The sequence below is a fragment of the Nocardioides limicola genome, assembly GCF_016827675.1.
GTDB lineage: Bacteria > Actinomycetota > Actinomycetes > Propionibacteriales > Nocardioidaceae > Nocardioides > Nocardioides limicola.
In genome coordinates this window covers 47125-69127 of record NZ_JAERJA010000003.1, presented here as the reverse complement: position 1 = coordinate 69127, position 22003 = coordinate 47125, and the positions used below count along the sequence as shown (strand labels likewise).

Genomic DNA, 22003 nt, shown 5'->3' with positions numbered 1-22003 from the left:
GCTCGCTGTGTGACTCGGGGGAGCCCGGGACCGCCGGGCGCGGGTACGACGTCAGCCGTCGAGGTTGTGCATCACGTGCTTGATCCGGGTGTAGTCCTCCAGGCCGTACATGGACAGGTCCTTGCCATGGCCGGAGTGCTTGAAGCCGCCGTGCGGCATCTCCGCGACCAGCGGGATGTGGGTGTTGACCCACACGCAGCCGAAGTCGAGACGCCGGGAGACCCGCATCGCCCGGCCGTGGTCCTTGGTCCACACCGAGGAGGCCAGGCCGTACTCGATGTCGTTGGCCCAGCCGACCGCCTCGTCCTCGTCGGTGAACCGCTGCACGGTGATCACCGGGCCGAACACCTCGTTCTGGATGATCTCGTCGTCCTGGTGCAGCCCGCTGACCACGGTCGGCTGCCAGAAGTAGCCGCGCTCGCCCTGGCGTTCGCCGCCGGCCAGCACCTTGGCGTGGTCGGGGAGCCGGGAGACGAAGCCGCCGACGTGGGCGAGCTGGTTGGCGTTGTTCAGCGGGCCGTAGAGCACGTCCGGGTCGTCGGGCATCCCGGTCCGGGTGGCGTGGGCCTGCTCGGCGAGCGCCGCGGCCAGGTCGTCGACCATCCCCGGTGCGGCGAGCACTCGGGTGGCTGCGGTGCAGTCCTGGCCGGCGTTGAAGTAGCCGGCGACCGCGATCGCCTCGGCGGCAGCCTCCACGTCGGCGTCGTCGAAGACGATCACCGGCGCCTTGCCGCCCAGCTCGAGGTGGGTGCGCTTGAGGTCCTTGGCCGCGGCGGCGGCGACGTCGAAGCCGGCCCGGGTGGAGCCGGTGATGGAGACCATCGCCGGGATCGGGTGCGCCACGATCGCGCGACCGGTGTCCCGGTCGCCGCAGACCACGTTGAGCACGCCCGGAGGCAGGAACTCCGCGGCCATCTCGGCGATCATCGCGGCGGTCACCGGGGTGGTGTCGCTGGGCTTGAGCACCACCGTGTTGCCGGCGGCCAGGGCGGGCGCGATCTTCCAGACCGCCATCATCATCGGGTAGTTCCACGGCGCCACCTGGCCGACCACGCCGACCGGCTCACGGCGTACGTAGGAGGTGTGGCCGGCCAGGTACTCGCCGGCGCTGCGGCCCTCCAGCAGCCGGGCCGCACCGGCGAAGAAGCGCAGCTGGTCCACCATCGGCGGGACCTCCTCCTCGGCGGTCAGCGCCAGCGGCTTGCCGGTGTTCTGGGACTCGGCGGCGACCAGCTCGTCGGCGCGGGACTCCATCGCGTCGGCCAGCTTGAGCAGCGCGCGCTGCCGATCCGCCGGGGTGCTGTCGCGCCAGCCCTCGAAGGCCCGTCCGGCGGCGGTGTACGCCGCGTCCACATCGGCCTCTCCCGACAGCGGCGCGGAGCCGAACACCTCACCGGTGGTCGGGTCGATCAGGTCGGTACGCCGTCCGTCCGCGGCGTCGACGAGCTCTCCGTCGACGAAGTTCTGCACCCTTGTCATCGATCTCTCCTGGGGTTGGTGGGGGTCAGAGCCGGCGCCAGGCCTCGGTGAGGACGCCGCGCAGGATCTGCTCGATCTCGTCGAACTCGGGCTGACCGATGGTCAGCGGCGGCGCCAGCTGGATCACCGGGTCGCCGCGGTCGTCGGCGCGGCAGTAGAGGCCGGCGTCGAACAGGGCGGTGGAGAGGAAGCCGCGCAGCAGCCGCTCCGACTCGTCCTCGTCGAAGGTCTCCTTGGTGGCCTTGTCCTTGACCAGCTCGATGGCCCGGAAGTAGCCGTTGCCGCGGACGTCGCCGACGATCGGCAGGTCCGAGAGGCGCTCCAGGGTCGCCTGGAAGGCGGCCTCGTTGTCGAGCACGTGCTGGTTGAGGCCTTCGCGCTCGAAGATGTCCAGGTTGGCCATCGCGACCTTGGCCGAGACCGGGTGGCCACCGAAGGTGTAGCCGTGCGGGAAGTAGTTGTCGCCGCTGTAGAACGGGGCGGCGACCCGGTCGCTGACCACCGCCGCGCCGAGCGGGCTGTAGCCGCTGGTGAGTCCCTTGGCGCAGGTGATGATGTCGGGGACGTAGTCGAACTTGTCGCAGGCGAACATCGTGCCCAGCCGGCCGAAAGCACAGATCACCTCGTCGGAGACCAGCAGTACGTCGTGCCGGTCGCAGATCTCCCGGACCCGCTGGAAGTAGCCCGGCGGGGGAGGGAAGCAGCCGCCGGAGTTCTGCACCGGCTCGAGGAAGACCGCGGCGACGGTGTCGGCGCCCTCCATCTCGATGGCCAGCTCGATCTGGTCGGCCGCCCAGCGACCGAACGCCTCGGGGTCGTCGCCGTGCTCGGCGGCGCGGTAGAAGTTGGTGTTGGGCACCTTGTGCGCGCCGGGCACCAGCGGCTCGAAGTACTTCTTCGCGTCCGGGAGGCCGGTGATCGACAAGGCGCCCTGCGGGGTGCCGTGGTAGGCGATGGCCCGGCTGATCACCTTGTACTTGTAGGGCTTGCCGGTGAGCTTGAAGTACTGCTTGGCCAGCTTCCAGGCGGTCTCGACCGCCTCGCCGCCGCCGGTGGTGAAGAAGATCTTGTTCAGGTCGCCGGGGGCGTAGTCGGCGAGTCGGTCGGCCAGTTCGATGGCCGGCGGGTGCGCGTAGGACCAGATCGGGAAGAACGCCAGCTCCTTGGCCTGCTGGTACGCCGCGGCGGCGAGCTCCTCGCGGCCGTGTCCGGCCTGGACCACGAAGAGTCCGGCCAGTCCGTCGAGGTAGCTCTTGCCCCGGTCGTCGAAGATCCGGGCTCCCTCGCCACGCACGATGGTGGGCACCGGGTTCTCGGCGTAGGACGACATCCGGGTGAAGTGCATCCACAGGTGCTCGTGTGCGGTGGCCGAGCTCTGCCCGGGATCGAGCGTCGGGGCTCGGTCGGCACCGGTGCTGGGCGAGGTTGCGATGGTCATGGCGGCTAACCCTTCTGGCCGGCGTCGGGCCGGCGTCCGGTCCGGCGAGGAGTCCCTCGACAGAAAACGAACGTGCGTCGTTTATTGATGGTAACCTACGTCACGTTCTGACGGAAGAGGAAGCCTGACTTTGCGGCGCCACTGGTCGATCGACCGCCTGGCACGAGGAGAAGCATGAGCGAGCACACCTGGGCGATGCCGGCCGAGACGGTTCGACACGAGCGGACCTGGATGGCCTGGCCGGCCACCGGCTACACGCTGGGCGACACCCCCGCCGACGCGGAGGAGGCCCGGCGTACCTGGGCTGCGGTGGCCAACGCGGTCGCCGAGTACGAACCCGTGCATCTGCTGGTGCCGCCGCACGAGCGCCGCGAGGCCCAGCGACACCTCACCGCCGAGATCGTCCAGCACGAGCAGCCGCTCGACGACGCGTGGTACCGCGACATCGGGCCGACCTTCGTGCTCGGCCCGCAGGGTCTGGGCGCGGTGAACTGGGTGTTCAACGGCTGGGGGCAGCAGGAGTGGGCGACCTGGCAGCAGGACGCGCTGGCCGCCGGGGTCGCGATCGCGGCCAGCGGAGCCGTCCCGATCGACTCTCCGCTGGTCAACGAGGGTGGGGGTATCCATACCGACGGCGCCGGTACCGTCCTGGTCACCGAGACCGTGCAGTTGGACCCGCTGCGCAACCACGGTTGGACCAAGCAGGACGTCGAGGCGGAGTTGGCCCGGACCATCGGCGCCCGTGAGGTGATCTGGCTGCGCCGGGGGCTGACTCGCGACAGCGACCGGTTCGGCACCAAGGGTCATGTCGACCTGCTGGCCACCTTCACCGCACCCGGCCGGGTGCTGGTCCACGACCAGCGTGACCCGGCACATCCGGACGCCGTCGTCACCGCCGAACTGGTCGAGGTGCTCGGCCGGGCCCGCGACGCCGCGGGCGACCCCTTGCAGGTGACGCCGCTGCCGGCGCCACAGACGCTGCGCGACGACGAGGGATTCGTGGACTACAGCTACGTCAACCACTACGTGGCCAACGGCGTCGTGATCGCGTGTGCCTTCGACGATCCCGCCGATGCCGAAGCGGGAGCCATCCTCGCGGACGCCTATCCCGGACGTGAGATCGTGCAGATCGACGCGCGACCGCTGTTCGCGCGCGGCGGCGGGATCCACTGCATCACCCAGCAGCAGCCCGCCTTACCCACCCAGTGACCGCCGAGGTGACAGCATCTCGACCCGAGGAGAGTCCGCCGGAACAGGAGGGCATGTGAGCAACTCGGCGCTGCCGCTCTCGGGCATGCTGGTGGCCGACTTCAGTCGCGTCCTGGCCGGCCCGCTCGCCACCGCCACGCTCGCCGACCTCGGCGCCCGGGTGATCAAGGTCGAGCGCCCCGGGAGCGGCGACGAGACCAGGGCCTGGGGGCCGCCGTGGACGGCCAACACCAGCTCCTACTTCGAGAGCTGCAACCGCACCAAGGAGTCGGTGACCCTCGACCTCACTGTCCCCGGTGACGCCGCGCTCGCCCGGGAGTTGGCGATCCGGGCCGACGTGCTGGTCGAGAACTTCCGCACCGGCACCATGGAGCGCCACGGGCTCGGCTACCAGCAGTTGCGTGCCGACAACCCGGGCCTCGTCTACTGCTCGATCACCGGGTTCGGCAGCGGTGCCGGCGCGGACCTGCCCGGGTACGACTTCCTGGTGCAGGCCGTGGGTGGACTGATGAGCATCACCGGTGAACCCGACGGCACCCCCACCAAGGTGGGCGTGGCGCTCGTGGACGTGCTGACCTCCAAGGACGCGGTGGCCGGGATCCTCGCCGCGCTGCTCGCCCGGGGGAGCAGCGGCGAGGGCCAGCACGTGCAGGTCAACCTGCTCTCCAGCCTGTTGGCGTCCCTGGTCAACCAGGCCTCCGCGTTCGCCGCCACCGGCCGACCACCAGAGCGGCTCGGCAACGCACACCCCTCCATCGCCCCCTACGAACTCCTCCGGTGCGCCGACGCGATGCTGGCCGTCGCCTGCGGCAACGACGCCCAGTTCGCACGGCTGGCGCGGGTGCTCGGCGATGCCGCGCTCGCCGACGACGCACGGTTCGCCAGCAACGGGGCGCGGGTGACGAACCGTGCCGTCCTGGTGCCCGCACTGGAGCGGCTGCTGGGCACCGACACCGCCGCGCACTGGGCCGAGCGTCTGGCCGAGGTGGGCGTGCCGGCCGGTCAACTCGGCAGCATCGAAGACGGGTTCGCGTTGGCGGGCACACTGGGGCTGGACCCCCTCGTCGACGTGGGCGAGGACCGGCCCGCCCAGGTGCGCCACCCGGTCAGCTACTCCCGCACCCCCGTCACCGACTACCAGGCCCCGCCACGGCTGGGCGAACACAGCGACGAGCTCCGCCGCTGGCTGAGCAAGGAGGAACAACCGTGACCGCGTCCCACCCCACCCCGACCACCCTCGACGTCACCGAGGTGGCCGGACTCGACGACCTGCTCACCGCCGACGAGCGGGCCATCAGGGCCTCGGTCCGGCAACTCCTGGACACACGCGTCGAGCCGCACATCGCCGAGTGGTTCGAGCGCGGCGCGATCCCCGACGTACGCGACCTCACCCGGGAGTTCGGGTCACTGGGACTGCTGGGGATGCACCTGGAGGGATACGGCTGCGCCGGGATGAGCGCCACCGAGTACGGCGTGGCCTGTCTGGAGCTCGAGGCATGCGACTCCGGGGTGCGATCGCTGGTGTCGGTGCAGGGGTCACTGGCGATGTACGCCATCTGGCGGTGGGGGTCGGAGGAGCAGAAGCAGCAGTGGCTGCCCGCGATGGCCGCCGGTGAGGCGATCGGCTGCTTCGGGCTCACCGAACCCGACGCCGGCTCGGACCCGGGCAGCATGCGGACCCGGGCCCGCAAGGACGGCAGCGACTGGATCATCGACGGCCAGAAGATGTGGATCTCGAACGCGCCGTACGCGGATGTGGCCATCGTCTGGGCGCAGACCGACGACGGGGTGCGCGGCTTCCTGGTCCCCACCGACACTCCCGGCCTCAGCACCCCCGAGATCACACACAAACTGTCGCTGCGTGCCTCCGCCACCGGAGAGCTGGTGCTCGACGGCGTCCGGCTCCCCGCCTCGGCGATGCTGCCGGAGGCGCGCGGCCTCAAGGGGCCACTGGCCTGCCTCAACGAGGCCCGCTTCGGCATCGTGTGGGGCTCCCTGGGGGCGGCCCGGTCCAGCATCGAAACGGCCCGGCGCTACGCCATCGAACGCACCCAGTTCGACAAGCCGATCGGCGGCTTCCAGCTGACCCAGCAGAAGCTCGCCGACATGACGTTGGAGTACGTGAAGGGCTACCTGCTCGCCGTACACCTCGGCCGACGCAAGGACGCCGGGGTGCTGAGCCCGACGCAGGTGAGCATCGGCAAACTCAACAACGTCCGGGAGGCGTTGGAGATCTGCCGCACCGCCCGCAGCATCCTCGGCGCCAACGGCATCTCGTTGGAGTACCCGATCATCCGGCACATGAACAACCTCGAATCGGTGCTCACCTATGAGGGAACCGTGGAGATGCACACCCTGGTGCTCGGTCAGGCCCTGACCGGGGAGGCCGCCTTCCGCTGAACGGCGGCCGGCTCGGCCAGCAGTCGACGCAGCCGATCGACCATCCCGGCGATCATCTCCTCGGGGTCCTGGGCTCGTCCGGTGGCCACCCAGTCGGCCAGCCACACCTGGAGCGCCGAGACGACCATGCCGGCGGCCACCCGCGGCCGGATCCCGACCACCTCACCCTCGGCCAGTGCGGCCTCGACGCCGCTGGTGATGGTCTCCAGGCCGGCGTTCCAGACACTGCCCTGCACGCCCTGGGCGCGGCCGCTGTGCTGCGCCCAACCGGCCCCGGCCCACAGGTTCATCTCCAGATAGGGGCCGTGGTCGGTGAGGAAGCGGGCCACCTCCGCGATGCCGGTGAGCAGACGCTCCAACGGAGCGAGCCCCTGCCGAGGAGCCGCATCGACCGCCTCCAGCAGTTGCCGCATCCGCTCGCTGTGCAGGTCGTCCCAGATCTCGTTCTTGCCGGCGAAGTGCTTGTAGACGGTGGCCAGCGAGAGCCCCGCGGTGCCGGCGATCGCATTCACCTTGGTGTCGGCGAACCCGGCCCGCCCGAACTCCACCTCGGCGGCAGCCAGGATCTGCTGCCGATACATCTCCCGACGCGCCTCGGAGATGGGGCCGATGACGGCTGCGGGCTGGGTCGTCGGCGGGGTCATCGGCCGGGTCGTCGGCGGGGTCATCGGCGTACTCCTGGGCGGCTCTTGTCGGCGTGATCGCCCCCATGCTACCTTCCGCAGAATTGCAATTCTGTTTCACGTGACAACCATTCTGGAGTGAGAGGGGAGCGTCGGATGGCACGCCCCACCCTGTGCATGACGCCGACCGGCTGGTTCCAGGTGGCCTGGGCCGACGAGGTCCCGGTCGGCCAGGTGCATCGGATGCACTACTTCGGCCGGGAACTGGTCGCCTGGCGCGGACACTCGGGTGCCGTCACGGTGATGGACGCCTACTGCGAGCACCTGGGCGCCCACCTGGGGCACGGCGGCACCGTCGTCGAGGACACCATCCAGTGCCCCTTCCACGGCTGGCAGTGGAACAGCGCCGGACGCAACGTGTGCATCCCGTACGAGGACCGCCCCAACATCGGCAAGAAGATCGCCACCTATCCCACCGTCGAACGCAACGACGCCATCTATCTCTGGCACGACACCGAACGGCGCGACCCCTGGTTCGAGATCCCCGACATCTTCGACAGCTGGGACGACGGGCGCACCGCCGCCGACTACCACCCCACGACCACCCGACGCTGGGACAGCCTCGAACTGCACCCGCAGTACGTGCTGGAGAACGGCGTCGACTTCGCGCACTTCACCTACGTGCACAAGGTGCCGATCGTGCCGGTGTTCACCCGCCAGGAGTTCACCGACCCGATCTCCTACGTCGACTTCACCATCACCTTCGACGGGTCCGCCGCCAGCGCCGAGGAGATCAACAGCGGAGTGGAGGCCATCAACGCCGGCCTCGGACTGGCGATCACCAAGAGCTGGGGAATGATCGACAACCGCACCGCCACCGCCGTCACCCCCGTCGACGACCGCACCTGCGACGTCCGGTTCTCGGTCTGGATCGGCCACAACCCCGAGCTGAGCGAGGCAGAGTCCGCAGCCGCCGCGGCCCGGCACGCCCAAGGCGTCATCGACCAGTTCGAGGCCGACGTCGAGATCTGGTCGCACCAGAAGTACGCCGACCCCGCCGCCCTGGCCCGCGGCGAGTACGCCGGATTCACCGCGCTCCGCCGCTGGGCCACCCAGTTCTACCCCGACGCAGGCAGCGTCGACGCACCCCGAGAGGAAGCCCGATGACCACCACCCCCGACGCCCCGATCCGACTCTTCCAGGTCGCCACCGGCAACGTCGGCACCGAGATGATCAAGCGGATCGGGCAGCACCCGGACCTCGAACTGATCGGTGTGCACTGCTACTCCCCGGAGAAGGTCGGCCGCGACGTCGGCGAACTCGCCGGCCTCGACCCGATCGGCGTCACCGCGACCGGCAGCGTCGCCGAGATCATCGCCGCCAAGCCCGACGTGGTCACCTTCCACGGGGTCTTCCCCGACGAGGAGCTCTACCTGCAGGTGCTCGAGGCGGGCATCGACATCGTCACCACCGCCGACTGGATCACCGGCCACCACCGCAACGCCAACCACCCACACCCCTCCGGACGCCCCTGGACCGAGATCATCGAGGAGGCCTGCCAGCGTGGCGGCGCCACCTTCTACGGCACCGGGATGAACCCGGGTCTCTGCCAGATCCTCGGCGTCGTGCACACCGCCGACGTGGCCGAGATCGAGAACGTCACCGTCATCGAGTCGGTCGACGTGTCCTGCCACCACTCGGCCGACACCTGGCGCGAGGTCGGCTACGGCCTCCCCGTCGACGACCCGGCGCTGCCGGGGATGCTGGAGAAGTACACGAGCGTCTTCGCCGACTCGGTGTGGATGATGGCCGACTGCTTCGGGCTGGAGCTGGACGAGGTCGCCTTCTCCTACGAGCTGGGCGCCTGCACCGAGGACATCGACCTGGGCTGGTACCAGCTCCCCGCCGGGTCGCTCGGCGCCAACTACCTCAAGTACCAGGGCCTGGTCGACGGCGTGCCGCGAGTGGAGGCGCATCTGGAGTGGCAGATGACCCCGCACACCGAACCCAAGTGGGACATCCAGGGCTGCTACATCACCAAGATCGCCGGCGACCCGTGCATCTACAGCAAGCACATGATCTTCCCCAAGCCCGGCACCGACTTCTCCAGCGTCGCGGCCTTCGCCTCGATCGGGATGACCGTCACCGGGCTGCCCGCACTGAACGCGATCCGCTCCGTGGTCGCCGCCCCGCCCGGCATCCTCACCAGCGCCGACATGCCGCTGCGAGGGTTCGCCGGGCGGTTCGCCGGCCCCACGACCGAGGCTCAACCCAGCACATCGGCCACCAGCGGCACCCCCGGCCGATAGGCCAGATGCAGGTACGACGGAGCGTCCAGCACCACCAGGTCACCGCGGGCGCCCGGCACCAACCGGCCCACGTCCTGGCGCCGTAGCGCGGCCGCGCCACCGGCGGTGGCCGCCCACAGTGCCTCGGCCGGCGTCATCCGCATCTCGCGGACCGCCAGCGCGATCATCAGCGGCATCGACGAGGAGTAGCACGAGCCCGGATTGCAATCACTGGCCAGCGCCACAGTGACCCCGGCGGCGAGCAGCCGCCGGGCATCCGGATAGGGCGACCGGGTGGAGAACTCCACGCCGGGCAGCAGCGTCGCGACCGTGCCCGACTCCGCCAGCGCCGCCACATCCGCCTCACTCAGGTGGGTGCAGTGGTCGGCCGAGGCCGCACCGAGCTCGCAGGCCAGTTGCACCCCGGGGCCGAGGCCGAGCTGGTTGGCGTGCACCCGCGGCAGCAGGCCACGGGCCATCCCGGCGGTCAGCACCGCCCGGGCCTGGTCGACGTCGAAGGCGCCGACCTCGCAGAAGACGTCCACCCACTTCGCGTACGGCGCAGCCGCGTCCAGCATCGGCCCGGTGACCAGGTCGACGTAGCCACCCGGATCCTCGGCGTACTCCTCCGGGACCACGTGGGCACCCAGGAAGGTGGTCTCCGGTGTGAAGGCACGGGCCACCGCCAACGCGCGGGCCTCGTCGGCCACGGTCAGGCCGTAGCCGCTCTTGATCTCCACCGTGGTGGTGCCCTGGCGGCGCATCTCGGCCACCAGCCGGGCCACGCCGGCCTGCAGTGTCTCGTCGGCGGCGGCGCGGGTGGCCGCCACCGTGGTCCGGATCCCGCCGGCCGAGTACGCCGTCCCCGCCATCCGGGCCGCGAACTCGGCAGACCGGTCGCCGGCGAAGACCAGGTGCGCGTGCGAGTCCACGAAGCCGGGGATCACCGCCCGCCCCGCCGCGTCGTACGCCGCATCGGCCGCCGGCGCCCGCGACGACGGCCCGACCCAGGCCACCACGCCGTCCTCGATGACCACCGCGGCGTCCCGGAGCAGACCCAGCGGCGAGCCGTCGCCGAGCTCGGGGTCGTTGCTGACCAGTTCGCCGATCCGGTAGACCACCAGCGTGCCCATCAGTCCTCCTCCCAGACGGCGGCGATCGCAGCCTCGAGCCGGGCGCCGACCTGGCCGGCCCGCTCGGTCGTGAACACCACTGTGCCACCGGAGACCACGTGGCGTACCTCGGCGGCGGTGGCCGCGAAGACCACCGTCTCGGCCGACGCGCCGGTGCCGGCGGTGCGCGGGCTGACCGAGTCGACGGTGACCAGATCGGCCCGGGCCCCGGGCGCGATCACCGCGTCGGCGAAGCCCAGCGAGGAGGAGCGGCCGCCGGCGGCCAGCAGTTCGGCCGCCCGCCAGTGGCCGCGGCGGCCGGTGGCCAGTCGCTCGTGCAGCTCCATCGCCCGCATCTCCTCGAAGGGGTCGACCACGGCGTGACTGTCGCTGCCCAGGGTGAGCCGGGCGCCGGCGCCGTGCAGAGCCCCGGCCGGGCCGATCCCATCGGCCAGATCACGCTCGGTGGTCGGGCAGAGGCAGACGTGGCAGCCCGCCGCCCCGATCGCGGCGATGTCGGCACCGCTGAGATGGGTGGCATGCACCAGCGACGTGTCCGGACCCAGAGCCCCAGCCTCGGCGAGCAGCCCGGTGGGGGTGAGGCCGTAGGCGGCCAGACACTCCTCGTTCTCGGCGACCTGCTCGGACAGGTGCACGTGCAACGGCCGGCCCGCGGCGGCCGCGACCACGGCCCCGAGCTGATCGCGCGGGACCGCCCGCACCGAGTGGATCGCCGCCCCGATCACCACGTCCTCGGCGCCGGCGTACGCCGCGGCCAGCGCCGACCAGCGCTGCGCCCACGAGTCGGCGTCACCGTCGCTGAAGCGGCGCTGCACGCCCTCGACGTCGCGGCCGATGCCGGCGGCCAGATAGCAGGTGTCCAACAGCGCGATCCGCAGCCCGGCCTCCCGGGCGGCCTCGATCAGGGCGTGGCCCATCGCGTTCGGATCCGCGTACGGCGCGCCGTCCCGGGCGTGGTGCAGGTAGTGGAACTCGCCGACGCTGGTGATCCCGGCCGCCACCATCTCGGCGTACGCGGCCCGGGCCAGAGTGAAGTAGGAGTCCGGGGTCAGCGTCGCAGCGAGCCCGTACATCTGCTCCCGCCACGTCCAGAAGCTGCCGCGCTCGCGTTGGGTGCGGCCGCGCAGTGCCCGGTGGAACGCGTGACTGTGACAGTTCGCGAACCCCGGGACGGTGATCCCGCGCAGCGGCTGCGCGGAGCCGGGCGCGACGCCGACCTCGACGCCCGCGATCCGGGTCCCGTCCACCTCGACCCGGACCCCGTCGACCACGTCGCCGGCGCTGAGCCAGGCCCGCTCCAGCCAGTACGCCGTCACGGCGGGTCACCGGCGAGGAGGGCGAGGGTGTCCGCGAGCGCGCCCACCCCGGCCAGGCAGTCGACCAGCTCGGCGCTTTCGGCGGGCGAGTGCGAGACGCCGGTGGGGTTGCGGACGAAAAGCATCGCCGTGGCGATGCCGGCCTGCTGCAGGATCCCCGCATCGTGGCCGGCCTGGCTGCCGATCACCGGCCAGCCGTGCGGGCCGGCGATCCGGGCGGCCAGACCGGTGTCGAAGTCGACCGCCGCCGAGACCGACTCGGGGGTCACGGCCACCGCGGTGCCGTCCCGGCCCGCCCGGTCGGCCGCCTGCGCGGTGATCGCGGCCACCATCTGGGCCAGCACCTCCTCGGAGGCGCTGCGGGCGTCCAGCCAGCCGGTCACCCGCGACGGGATCGCGTTGGTGCCGTTCGGGGTCACCTCGACCCGGCCGAAGGTGGCCCGACTGAGATCGGCCAGGCGGGCCTGCTTGTTGGCCGCCAGCGCGGTCATCGCGTAGCTCAGCATCGGGTCGCGCCGATCGGCCATCGCGGTGGCGCCGGCATGGTTGGCCTCACCGGTGAAGTCGAACCGCCACCGCCCGTGCGGCCAGATGCACTCCGCGACCCCGATCGCGGCGTCGCGGTGCACCAGGGTGCGGCCCTGCTCCACGTGCAACTCCACGAAGCAACCGACCTCGTTGAGCAGGTCGCTGCCGGCGCTCGGATCCAACCCGGCGTCGGCCATCGCGTCCAGCACGCTCACCCCGTCGGCGTCACGGATGGTCGCGGCCCGGTCCAGGTCGACGGCGCCGGTGGCCAGCCTCGACCCCAGGCAGGCGGTCGGGAACCGGGATCCCTCCTCCTCGACGAAGACGGCCACACTGATCGGCCGGCTGGGGGAGAAGCCCCGGTCACGGAGCATGTCGATCGCGGCCAACGCCGAGGCGACGCCGAGGGGACCGTCGTACGCGCCGCCGTCGAGGACGCTGTCCAGGTGCGAGCCGGTGAGCACCGCCGGGCCGGAGCCCGCCTGCCAAGTGGCCCGCAGGTTGCCGAACCCGTCGCCGGTCACCGCCAGGCCGCGAGCCTGGGCGGCCTCGACGAACCAGGCCACCGCCTCCCGTTCGGCGCTGCCGAAGGGCTGCCGGAAGTAGCCGCCGCCGGCCTGCCGGCCCACCGGCGCGAGGTCGCCCCACAGGCTCTCGAAGCTCACGGCTGCTCCTGCATCGGGATCCGTACGCCGTGCTCCCGGGCCACCTCGCCGGCCCGGTCGTAGCCGGCGTCGACGTGCCGGATCACCCCCATCCCGGGGTCGTTGGTGAGCACCCGCTCCAGCTTCTGGGCGGCGAGCTCGGTGCCGTCGGCGACGCAGACCTGGCCGGCGTGCAGGGAGCGGCCCATGCCGACCCCACCGCCGTGGTGGATGGAGACCCAGGTGGCCCCCGACGCGGTGTTGACCAGCGCGTTGAGCAGCGCCCAGTCGGCGATCGCGTCCGAGCCGTCCAGCATCGACTCGGTCTCCCGGTAGGGGGAGGCGACCGACCCGCAGTCGAGGTGGTCGCGGCCGATCACGATCGGTGCGGAGAGCTCACCGCTGGCCACCATCTCGTTGAACTTCAACGCGGCCCGGTGCCGGTCGCCGTACCCGAGCCAGCAGATCCGCGCCGGCAGCCCCTGGAACTGCACCTGCTCGCTGGCCATCGTGATCCACCGGCGCAGCCGCTCGTCCTCGCCGAAGAGCTCCAGGATCGCCCGGTCGGTGGCGGCGATGTCGGCCGGGTCACCGGAGAGGGCCGCCCATCGGAACGGGCCCTTGCCCTCACAGAAGAGCGGCCGGATGTAGGCGGGCACGAAGCCGGGGAAGTCGAACGCCCGGTCGTAGCCGCCCTTGCGGGCCTCGTCGCGGATCGAGTTGCCGTAGTCGAAGACCTCCGCGCCGCGGTCCGCGAACTCCACCATCGCCTGGACGTGGATCGCCATCGAGGCGCGGGCCTGTCGGGTGAACTCGTCCGGATCGGCCTGGGCGCGGTCGTGCCACTGCTCGAACGGCACCCCGATCGGCAGGTAGCTCAGGGGATCGTGCGCGGAGGTCTGGTCGGTGACGATGTCGATCGGGGCGTCCATCCGCAGCAGTTGCGGGAGCAGTTCGGCGGCGTTGCCGAGCACCCCGATCGACAGCGGCCGGCGTTCGTCGCGGGCGGCGACGGCCATCGCCACCGCCTCGGTCAGTGAGTCGGCCTGGACGTCGAGGTAGCGGTGCTCGATCCGGCGGGTGATCCTGGACTGGTCCACCTCGAGGCAGATCGCCACGCCCTCGTTCATGGTCACTGCCAACGGCTGCGCACCCCCCATCCCGCCCAGCCCGGCGGTCACCGTGATCGTCCCCGCCAGCGAGCCGCCCTTCCCGGTGATCGAGCCTGTCGAGATCTTCTCCGCCACCGCAGCGAACGTCTCGTAGGTGCCCTGCAGGATCCCCTGGGTGCCGATGTAGATCCACGACCCCGCGGTCATCTGGCCGTACATGGTCAGGCCCAGCTGCTCCAGGCGTCGGAACTCCTCCCAGTTCGCCCAGTCACCGACCAGGTTCGAGTTCGCGATCAGCACCCGCGGCGCCCACTCGTGGGTCCGGAAGACCCCGACCGGCTTGCCGGACTGGACCAGCAGGGTCTCGTCGTCGGCGAGGGTGCTCAGGGTGCGCAGGATCGCGTCGTACGACGGCCAGTCGCGGGCCGCCTTGCCGGTGCCGCCGTAGACGACCAGGTCCTCGGGGCGTTCGGCGTTCTCCGGGTCGAGGTTGTTCATCAGCATCCGCATCGCTGCCTCGGTCTGCCAGGACCGTGCGGTGAGGGTGCTGCCGTGCGGTGCGTGGATGGGCAGTCGGGGGTTCGAGGTCATGCCAGTTCTCCGATCGTGGATTCGGCGGCGGCCAGGACGGCGCCGGTGGTGACCAGTTCGACGGCGGTGGCGATCTCGGGGGCCAGGAACCGGTCCGGTCCGGGGACGCCGGCGTCTCGTGAGTGCAGCAGCGCGGCGACCGCTCCGGTGGCCGGCGCCGGGGCGACCCCGGCGGTGTCGCCGGTGGCGGTGCGGATCGCCAGTGCCCGGGCCGCGGTGAGCACCTCGATCGCCAGCACCCGCCCCAGCCCGTCGATGGCTCGGCGAAGTTTGCGGGCCGCTGACCAGCCCATCGACACGTGATCCTCCTGCATCGCGCTGGACGGGATCGAGTCGACGCTGGCCGGAGCCGCCAGCCGTTTGAGCTCGGAGACGATCGCGGCCTGGGTGTACTGGGCGATCATGTGGCCGCTGTCCACGCCGGGATCGTCGGCCAGGAACGGCGGCAGTCCGTGGTTGCGCGCCTTGTCCAGGAACCGGTCGGTGCGGCGTTCACTGATCGAGGCCAGGTCGGCGGCGACGATCGCCAGGAAGTCGAGCACGTAGCCGACCGGGGCGCCGTGGAAGTTGCCGTTCGACTCGACCCTGGTCGAGGTGGCCGAGACCACCACCGGGTTGTCGATGGCGCTGGCCAACTCCCGGGCGGCCACCGTGGCCGCATGGTCGAGGGTGTCCCGGCCGGCGCCGTGCACCTGGGGGGAGCAGCGCAGCGAGTAGGCGTCCTGGACCCGGTCGCACTGTGTCCCACTTTCTGGGGTGCCGCGATGGGAGGCGACGACACCGGAGTCGGCGAGCAGCCGGACCAGGTTGGCGGCCGAGGCGGCCTGGCCCGGGTGCGGCCGCAGCGCCTGCAGTTCGGGAGCGAAGACCCGGTCGGTGCCCAGCAGTGCCTCCACCGACATCGCCGCCGCCACGTCGGCGGTGCGCAGCAGCAGCCGCAGGTCGGCCAGTGCCATCACCAGCATGCCCAGCATCCCGTCGGTGCCGTTGATCAGCGCCAGCCCCTCCTTGGCCTCGAACTCGACCGGTCGCAGCCCGGCCGCGGCCAACGCGTCGGCCGCCGGCATCCGGCCGGCCGGAGTGTCCACCTCGCCTTCGCCCATCACCGCCAGCGCGCAGTGGGCCAGCGGCGCCAGGTCGCCGGAGCAGCCCAGTGATCCGTACTCGTGCACCACCGGGGTGATCCGATGGGTGAGCAGGTCGGCGTAGGCCTGCGCGGTCCGCGCCCGTACGCCGGTGTGCCCCGAGGCGAGTGTGGAGAGCCGCAGCAGCATCAACGCCCGGACCACCTCGGTCTCGACGGGGTCGCCGCTGCCGGCGGCGTGGGAGCGGATCAGCGAACGTTGCAGTTGGGACCGCAGGTCCGCGTCGATGTGTCGGGTGGCCAGTGCCCCGAAGCCGGTGGAGATCCCGTAGGCGGGGGTCGGGTCGGCGGCGAGCTTGTCCACCACCGCCCTGGCCCGTTCGATCGCGTCGACGGCCTCAGCGGTGAGTTCGACCCCGGCGCCGTGTCGGGCGACCGCGAGAACGTCGTCGAAGGTGACCGGGCCGACCCCGACGGCCACGGTGCGGACAGGTGGTGTGCTCATGTCTGCCATTGCACACCCGTCGCGGGCCTGGGAGGATCCCCGTGACCGACAATCAGTCTCGGATCCGAGACAGGAGCAGAGATGGCACAGGTGCCGGCGGCGACCCGCACGCTGCGCGTGCTGCGGTTCCTGGCGCGTCAGTCCGAGCCGGTCACCCTGGACCGGATCTGCGCCGGCGTCGGAATGCCGCGGTCGACCGGGTACCACCTGATGGCGGCGATGATCGAGGAGGGGTTCGTGGTGCACCTGGCCGAGGAGCACCGCTACGGCCTCGGGGTGGCCGCCTTCGAGGTGGGCTCGGGCTACACCCACCAGGAGCCGATGTCGAGGATCGCCCGCCGACCGCTGGCGGCGCTGGTGGACCGGACCGGCCACTCGGCGCACCTGGCCGTCCCGCACGGCCGCGAGGTGCTCTACATCATCGAGGAGCGGGCCCCCGGACGGCCGCCGCTGGTGACCGACGTCGGCGTACGCCTGCCTGCCCACCTCACCGCCAGCGGCCGGGCGATCCTGGCCGCCCTGCCGGCCAGCCAGGTCCGCGCGCTCTTCCCCGACCGGTCCGCCTTCGTCGACCGGCACGGCGTCGGGCCGACCTCGCTGACCGCACTGCGCAGTGTGCTGGCCGCGACCCGAGGCCGCGGCTACGCCTCGGAGGAGGGCGAGGTCACCCCGGGGTTCGCGTCGGTGGCCGCTGCGGTGCTCGACCACAACGCCCATCCGGTCGCCGGCATCGCGCTGACCTGGCCGAGCGCCGAGGACGTCGATGTCGCCGCGCTGGCCGCCGAGGTCAGCTCAGCCGCGACCGTCCTCAGTCGACGGGTCGCGGGTGGCCCGTTGGTGTCCCGAAGGTGACCCGGATGGGCCAGGCGGGCGAGGACCAAGATCACTACTTCGGGGGACGCCGGACCCGGCCCGACTGAGGGAGCCTGAACGATGTGGCGGACTCCGGTCGGGCGATGGCCCAGCATCTGGTCCCCGAGCAGGACGGACTGCTCGGGACCGTGGCCGGGGCGTTCGGGCTGACCGACGTCGACGCGGCGGTGATCACCGGCCTGGCGGAGCGGTTGACCGTCCCTGCGGGCGAATGCCTCTTCCGGGCCGGCGACCCCGGCGACGCGCTGTACGTCGTCGCCTGGGGACGGCTCCGAGCATTCCGCACCGACCGGGCAGGCGAACAGGTCGTCGGAGAGCACGGGCACGGCGAGGTGGTCGGTGAAGTGGCACTGCTCAGCGGAGAGCCCCGGGCCGCCTCGGTGTACGCGGTCCGGGACACCACCGTGCTGCGGTTGGGGCGCGCGGCCTACCGGACCCTGCTCACCCGGGACCCCCAGGTCGGGCTCCACCTGGCGGCCAGAGCGCTGGACCGAGTGCGCTCAGGTGACCAGCGCGGCGCCGGACCGGCCTGTTTCACGCTGGTGCCCAGCTCACCCGGCATCGACGTCGGCAGTTGGGCGGGGCACCTGGCCGAGCAGTGGGGTCCGGGTGTCCGGATCGTCACCAGTGGGGATGTGGACCAGGCGTTGGGTTCGGGCGCGGCGCAGCGTGAGCCCGGGGCGCCCGGGGTGAGTGAGTTGGAGGCGCACCTGGCAGCGCTGGAGGCGCACCATTCGCACCTGGTCCTGGTCGTCGACTCGGGGTGGACGGCGTGGAGTCGGCGGGTGTTGCGCGGGGCGGACCGGGTGGTGCTGCTCGCCGACGCCACGGACGACCCGAGGATCCGGCCGCACGAACAGGACATGTGGCGGATGCTCAGCAGCCATCACGATCCGGCCGTCTGCCTGGTGCTGGTGCATCCGGCGGAGACACGGATCCCGACCGGCACGCCACGGTGGCTCGCCGACCGGCCACTGCTGTCGCACCTGCACCTGCGCGCGGGGGACCCGCAGGCGGTGGCGCGGGTGGCCCGCCTGCTGGCAGGCACCGGCAACGCCGCCGTCTTCGGCGGCGGCGGCTCCCGCGGCTTCGCCCACCTTGGGGTGGTCGAACTGCTGGAGGAGTTCGACCACCCCATCGACCAGGTGGCCGGCACCAGTTTCGGTGCCCTGATGGCGATGGCGCTGGGGATGGAGATGACCCCCGAGGACCGGCGGGTGATGGGGCGTCAGGCGTTCCGGCGGATCCTCGACTACACGCTGCCGGTGACCTCGGTGCTGGCCGGGCGCCGGATCACCTCACGGCTGGAGTCGCTGGTCGGTGACCTGGACATCACCGACCTGTGGCTGCCGTTCTTCTGCGTGTCCACGAACCTCACCCAGTGCCGGGTCGAGGTGCACGACCGCGGGCCGCTGCTGACCGCACTGCGGGCGACCATCTCCATCCCCGGCGTACTCCCGCCGGTGGCCCGCGACGGTGACCTTCTGGTGGATGGCGGTGTGCTGGACAACGTGCCGGTCGCGGAGATGCGGCGCCGGGTCCCGACCGGGCACCTGCTCGCCGTCGACGTCGCTCCCTCGCGAGGGCCAGCGGCCCGTGCCACCTATCCGCTCTCGATCGGCGGGCTGTCGGCGTGGCTGCTCCGCCGCCGGGGTGCCGGGCCACCCCGGCTGCTCACCACCCTGGTCCGATCGACCCTGGTCGCCTCGGCGGCCCGTCGCGACGCGGCCCTTCAGGAACAGGTGGCCGATCTCTACCTCGACCTCGACCTGCCAGGAGGCGGCATGCTCGACTTCAAAGGCGGCGACCGACTCGCCGACGACGCGGCCACCCGCGCCCGGCCGGCGCTGCGGGCGCTGGCCGAGGGCACCAACACAGCGGGGCACGTCCGGGTGGACTGCACCCCTGAGGCCGCCCCCGCCCCCGTGCGACGGGGCCGCGGGGGCGGGGTCTGGCTGCTCACCGTCCGGGACCTGCAACTGCGGGTCGCCCGGGTGGGGTCGGCGATCATCGGCACCTCGGTCGTCTTCGCGATGCTGTTCCTGATGACGGGCCTGACCGAGCAGTTCATCCGCGAGCCCCGGCAGGTCGTCGACGCGATGGAGGCGGACGCCTGGCTGCTGCGCGACGGCGCCACCGGGGCGTTCACCTCCTCGGCGACGATCCGCACCGGGGTGGCCCGGCGGGTGCCGGGTGCGGCGCCGCTGGTCACCGCCCGGCACAGCGTCACCGAGGGGGATGCCCACACCGACATCGTGATCGCCGGCTTCTCGCCGGGTGCCCGGGGCGAGCCGTCCCCGGTGGCTGGGACGCTGCCCACCGAGCCGGGTGAGGTGGTCGTCGACCTGTCGTTGGGGGTGCCACTGGGTGACCCGGTGACGATCGGCCCGACGACCTACACCGTGGTCGGGCACACCTCCGGGATGACGCTCTTCGCCGGGATGCCGCTGGTCTTCATGCCACTCCAGGACGCCCAGGCGCTGCTCTACCGCGGGCAACCGCTGGCCAACGCGCTGCTGCTCGACGGCTTCCCCGATCGGGTGCCGCGGGGATACACGGTGCTGCCCAGCGCGGCCATCGCCGAGGACGCGATGCGGCCACTGGACGGGGCGATCTCCTCGGTGAACCTGATCCGGATGCTGCTGTGGTTCGTGGCCGCGATGATCATCGGCACGCTCACCTACCTCTCCGCGTTGGACCGGCGCCGCGACGTGGCCGTGCTGAAGGCCGTGGGAGGCGGGACCGGCCAGCTCGGTGCCTCGATCGCTCTGCAGGGAGTGCTGGTGGCGCTGGGCGCTGCGGCGGTGGCGACCGGCCTACAGGCGCTGCTGGTGCCGATCTTCCCGATGGCCATCACCGTGCCGGCCCGCGCCTTCTGGCAACTGCCGGCGCTGGCGGTGCTGGTCGCCCTCGCGGCCGGGGCCGCGGGCCTGCGTCAGGCGGTCCGCACCGACCCGGCGCTGGCCTTCTCGGGGCCGGGCCAATGAGCGCGCTGCTGGAGGTCCGCGACCTCGTCATCGAGTACCGCACCGGCGGCTATCCGGTCCGGCCGGTGGACGGGTTCACCCTGGAGGCCGACGCCGGTGAGCTGGTGGTGCTGCTGGGGCCGTCCGGGTGCGGCAAGACCTCGCTGCTGTCGGCCATCGGCGGGATCCTGAGCCCGACCAGTGGCAGCATCCGGGCTGGTGGAGTGCCGGTGACCGGGTTGTCCGGACGTGAGCTGACCGGCTATCGACAGCGACAGGTCGGTTTCGTGTTCCAGGCCTTCAACCTGGTGCCGTCGCTGACAGCGCGAGAGAACGTGGCCGTCCCCTTGCTGCTGGCCGGTGTCGGACGTCGAGCAGCGCTGGCGCGCGCCGATGTGCTGCTGGACCGAGTGGGTCTCACCGCCGAGAGCGGCCGTCGACCAGGGAGGTTGTCGGGAGGCCAGCAGCAGCGGGTCGCGGTGGCGCGGGGGCTGGCCGCCGACCCCCCGATCCTGGTGGCCGATGAACCGACCGCCAACCTCGACTACATCCATGCCGAGGGCATCATCGCGTTGCTGAGGGAGTTGCGGGCCGACGGCCGGCTGATCGTGGTCTCCACCCATGACGACCGGCTGGCGCCGATCGCCGACCGGGTCATCCACCTGGTCCCGGAGTTCCGCAGTGACGAGCAGCCGCCGCAGGTCCAGGAGTACGCCGCGGGTGAGGTCATCTTCGAGCAGGGCAGCCGCGGTGAGTTGGTGTACGTCGTGGAGGAGGGCGCCGTCGAGATCACCCGGACCCGGGCCGACGGGCAGCGCGAGTCGGTCGCCACCGTCGAGGCCGGGCGCTACTTCGGCGAGCTCGGGCCGACGCTGGGGTTCCCCCGCTCGGCCACCGCAACCGCGCTCAGCCCGGTGCGGGTGCTCGCGATGTCGGTGGGCGATTTCCGGGCCCGGATCAGCTCGAGCGAAGCACCAGCCCGGCCAGCGCCACCCGGGACGTGATCTCGAGCTTGACGTAGATGTGCTTGAGATGGCTGGCCACCGTGTGCTCGCTGAGGAAGAGTTCGGCCGCCACCGCGGCGTTGGACAACCCCCGGGCGACCAGGTCGGCGACGCGACGCTCGGCGGGGGTCAACGCGCCCAACGGCACCCGGGGAGTCTCCGTCGGCGTCGCGGTGGCCAGGCGGCGCAGCAGGAGGGCGGCCTGTTCGATGGCGGTGTGCCGGTCCCGGTCACTGCCGGCCCCTTGGATCGCGAAGTAGGCGTCGAGCAACACGTCGGTGTCCACCGCCAACTGCGCCCAACCGGTGCTGACCTGGCGCAGTCGCCGGGTCAGCGAGGCGGTGATCTGGCGCCGGAGGTCGGGAAGGTCGGCGAGCAGGTCGGTGAAGGTCTCGGCACCGAAGGCGAGCAGCTCCACCGGGCCGGTCGCGGTCACGGTGGCCGCTCGGGGGGCGTCGTCGAGGACTGCCAGTTCTCCCACCCAGTCGCCGGCCGAGACGGGCGGCCCCATCTCGGCTCCGTCGATCTCCACCCGGGCAGATCCGGAGAGGACCAGGTACACGTGATCGGCGCGGTCGCCCTGGCGGACCAGGGCGTCCCCGGCGGCCAGCCTGACCGGCGTACCCAGCGAGCGGAGCAGGGCCGCGGGAGCCACCATCGAGCCGGTCACGGGATCAGTGTGCCTATCCGAAAGCAAAGTTTGTGGCCAATTTCACACTTTTGCCGTAACTCGTCGCGACGCCGTCCGGTTGGGGGTGATGTTCGGAGGCGCACCGACGGGGGGCCTCCGGACCATTCGGCTGGAGAATC

At 71.7% G+C, this 22003-nt stretch carries 17 protein-coding genes; 8 read left to right on the top strand and 9 right to left on the bottom strand.

The window, feature by feature from the left end; genetic code table 11:
• Window positions 1–51: 51 nt before the first annotated feature.
• Both JKG67_RS07525 and JKG67_RS07520 read right to left on the bottom strand, forming a co-directional pair.
• A complete protein-coding gene (locus tag JKG67_RS07525) occupies window positions 52–1479 on the bottom strand; it encodes a gamma-aminobutyraldehyde dehydrogenase (protein WP_203336685.1) in 1428 nt (475 codons plus the stop codon).
• A 25-nt stretch (window positions 1480–1504) separates the two neighbouring features.
• On the bottom strand, window positions 1505–2917 hold the full coding sequence (locus JKG67_RS07520; protein ID WP_203336684.1) for an aspartate aminotransferase family protein: 1413 nt from the start codon (window positions 2915–2917) through the stop codon (window positions 1505–1507).
• A gap of 174 nt (window positions 2918–3091) precedes the next feature.
• Here JKG67_RS07520 and JKG67_RS07515 point away from each other — a divergent pair, with 174 nt between their 5' ends.
• From JKG67_RS07515 to JKG67_RS07505, 3 genes are read left to right on the top strand one after another with little or no spacing between them, the layout of a single operon-like run.
• The gene (locus JKG67_RS07515) at window positions 3092–4126 is read left to right on the top strand and encodes an agmatine deiminase family protein (protein WP_203336683.1); all 1035 of its coding nucleotides are present in this window, start codon (window positions 3092–3094) and stop codon (window positions 4124–4126) included.
• A gap of 55 nt (window positions 4127–4181) precedes the next feature.
• Entirely contained in the window at window positions 4182–5336 is a 1155-nt protein-coding gene (locus JKG67_RS07510) for a CaiB/BaiF CoA transferase family protein (protein ID WP_203336682.1), read from the top strand.
• Window positions 5333–6526, top strand: coding sequence for an acyl-CoA dehydrogenase family protein (locus JKG67_RS07505; RefSeq protein WP_203336681.1), 1194 nt, complete (start codon window positions 5333–5335; stop codon window positions 6524–6526). Before JKG67_RS07510 ends, JKG67_RS07505 begins: the two co-directional genes overlap by 4 nt.
• On the opposite strand, the gene JKG67_RS07500 is transcribed toward JKG67_RS07505, so the two are convergent.
• Window positions 6493–7194, bottom strand: coding sequence for a TetR/AcrR family transcriptional regulator (locus tag JKG67_RS07500; protein ID WP_203336680.1), 702 nt, complete (start codon window positions 7192–7194; stop codon window positions 6493–6495). The genes JKG67_RS07505 and JKG67_RS07500 overlap by 34 nt on opposite strands.
• Window positions 7195–7305: 111 nt before the next feature.
• On the opposite strand from JKG67_RS07500, the gene JKG67_RS07495 reads away from it, so the two are divergent.
• Together JKG67_RS07495 and JKG67_RS07490 are read left to right on the top strand one after the other, a co-directional pair.
• Window positions 7306–8316, top strand: a complete 1011-nt coding sequence (locus JKG67_RS07495) for a Rieske 2Fe-2S domain-containing protein (RefSeq protein WP_203336679.1) — start codon at window positions 7306–7308, stop codon at window positions 8314–8316.
• The gene (locus JKG67_RS07490) at window positions 8313–9458 is read left to right on the top strand and encodes an NAD(P)H-dependent amine dehydrogenase family protein (RefSeq protein ID WP_203336678.1); all 1146 of its coding nucleotides are present in this window, start codon (window positions 8313–8315) and stop codon (window positions 9456–9458) included. The genes JKG67_RS07495 and JKG67_RS07490 overlap by 4 nt, the downstream gene beginning before the upstream one ends.
• On the opposite strand, the gene hutI is transcribed toward JKG67_RS07490, so the two are convergent.
• From hutI to hutH, 5 genes are read right to left on the bottom strand one after another with little or no spacing between them, the layout of a single operon-like run.
• Complete coding sequence (gene hutI / locus JKG67_RS07485) at window positions 9416–10570, bottom strand: imidazolonepropionase (protein ID WP_203336677.1); 1155 nt, start codon at window positions 10568–10570, stop codon at window positions 9416–9418. The genes JKG67_RS07490 and hutI overlap by 43 nt on opposite strands.
• The gene (locus tag JKG67_RS07480) at window positions 10570–11886 is read right to left on the bottom strand and encodes a formimidoylglutamate deiminase (RefSeq protein WP_203336676.1); all 1317 of its coding nucleotides are present in this window, start codon (window positions 11884–11886) and stop codon (window positions 10570–10572) included. The genes hutI and JKG67_RS07480 overlap by 1 nt, the downstream gene beginning before the upstream one ends.
• On the bottom strand, window positions 11883–13079 hold the full coding sequence (locus JKG67_RS07475) for an allantoate amidohydrolase (RefSeq protein WP_203336675.1): 1197 nt from the start codon (window positions 13077–13079) through the stop codon (window positions 11883–11885). The genes JKG67_RS07480 and JKG67_RS07475 overlap by 4 nt, the downstream gene beginning before the upstream one ends.
• Complete coding sequence (gene hutU / locus JKG67_RS07470; RefSeq protein ID WP_203336674.1) at window positions 13076–14761, bottom strand: urocanate hydratase; 1686 nt, start codon at window positions 14759–14761, stop codon at window positions 13076–13078. The genes JKG67_RS07475 and hutU overlap by 4 nt, the downstream gene beginning before the upstream one ends.
• On the bottom strand, window positions 14758–16350 hold the full coding sequence (gene hutH, locus JKG67_RS07465; protein ID WP_203336673.1) for a histidine ammonia-lyase: 1593 nt from the start codon (window positions 16348–16350) through the stop codon (window positions 14758–14760). The genes hutU and hutH overlap by 4 nt, the downstream gene beginning before the upstream one ends.
• An 81-nt stretch (window positions 16351–16431) precedes the next feature.
• Here hutH and JKG67_RS07460 point away from each other — a divergent pair, with 81 nt between their 5' ends.
• The 3 genes from JKG67_RS07460 (at window position 16432) to JKG67_RS07450 (ending at window position 21193) form a co-directional block, all read left to right on the top strand.
• Entirely contained in the window at window positions 16432–17202 is a 771-nt protein-coding gene (locus tag JKG67_RS07460) for an IclR family transcriptional regulator (RefSeq protein ID WP_203336672.1), read from the top strand.
• 83 nt (window positions 17203–17285) lie between these two features.
• On the top strand, window positions 17286–20210 hold the full coding sequence (locus tag JKG67_RS07455) for a patatin-like phospholipase family protein (protein WP_203336671.1): 2925 nt from the start codon (window positions 17286–17288) through the stop codon (window positions 20208–20210).
• Window positions 20207–21193 carry an ATP-binding cassette domain-containing protein gene (locus JKG67_RS07450; RefSeq protein ID WP_203336670.1) on the top strand — a complete coding sequence of 329 codons (987 nt, stop codon included), beginning with the start codon at window positions 20207–20209 and terminating at the stop codon, window positions 21191–21193. The genes JKG67_RS07455 and JKG67_RS07450 overlap by 4 nt, the downstream gene beginning before the upstream one ends.
• Here JKG67_RS07450 and JKG67_RS07445 read toward each other — a convergent pair.
• Entirely contained in the window at window positions 21147–21863 is a 717-nt protein-coding gene (locus JKG67_RS07445) for a cyclic nucleotide-binding domain-containing protein (RefSeq protein WP_307816468.1), read from the bottom strand. The two genes, JKG67_RS07450 and JKG67_RS07445, sit on opposite strands and share 47 nt — an antisense overlap.
• Window positions 21864–22003 lie beyond the last annotated feature (140 nt).

What these genes read in the sequence shown, in the direction of transcription:
- JKG67_RS07525 (WP_203336685.1), bottom strand. Translation starts at nt 1,479, where the DNA reads ATGACAAGGGTGCAGAACTTCGTCGACGGAGAGCTCGTCGACGCCGCG.
- JKG67_RS07520 (WP_203336684.1), bottom strand. Translation starts at nt 2,917, where the DNA reads ATGACCATCGCAACCTCGCCCAGCACCGGTGCCGACCGAGCCCCGACG.
- JKG67_RS07515 (WP_203336683.1), top strand. Translation starts at nt 3,092, where the DNA reads ATGAGCGAGCACACCTGGGCGATGCCGGCCGAGACGGTTCGACACGAG.
- JKG67_RS07500 (WP_203336680.1), bottom strand. Translation starts at nt 7,194, where the DNA reads ATGACCCCGCCGACGACCCGGCCGATGACCCCGCCGACGACCCAGCCC.
- JKG67_RS07495 (WP_203336679.1), top strand. Translation starts at nt 7,306, where the DNA reads ATGGCACGCCCCACCCTGTGCATGACGCCGACCGGCTGGTTCCAGGTG.
- JKG67_RS07490 (WP_203336678.1), top strand. Translation starts at nt 8,313, where the DNA reads ATGACCACCACCCCCGACGCCCCGATCCGACTCTTCCAGGTCGCCACC.
- hutI (WP_203336677.1), bottom strand. Translation starts at nt 10,570, where the DNA reads ATGGGCACGCTGGTGGTCTACCGGATCGGCGAACTGGTCAGCAACGAC.
- hutU (WP_203336674.1), bottom strand. Translation starts at nt 14,761, where the DNA reads ATGACCTCGAACCCCCGACTGCCCATCCACGCACCGCACGGCAGCACC.
- hutH (WP_203336673.1), bottom strand. Translation starts at nt 16,350, where the DNA reads ATGAGCACACCACCTGTCCGCACCGTGGCCGTCGGGGTCGGCCCGGTC.
- JKG67_RS07460 (WP_203336672.1), top strand. Translation starts at nt 16,432, where the DNA reads ATGGCACAGGTGCCGGCGGCGACCCGCACGCTGCGCGTGCTGCGGTTC.
- JKG67_RS07450 (WP_203336670.1), top strand. Translation starts at nt 20,207, where the DNA reads ATGAGCGCGCTGCTGGAGGTCCGCGACCTCGTCATCGAGTACCGCACC.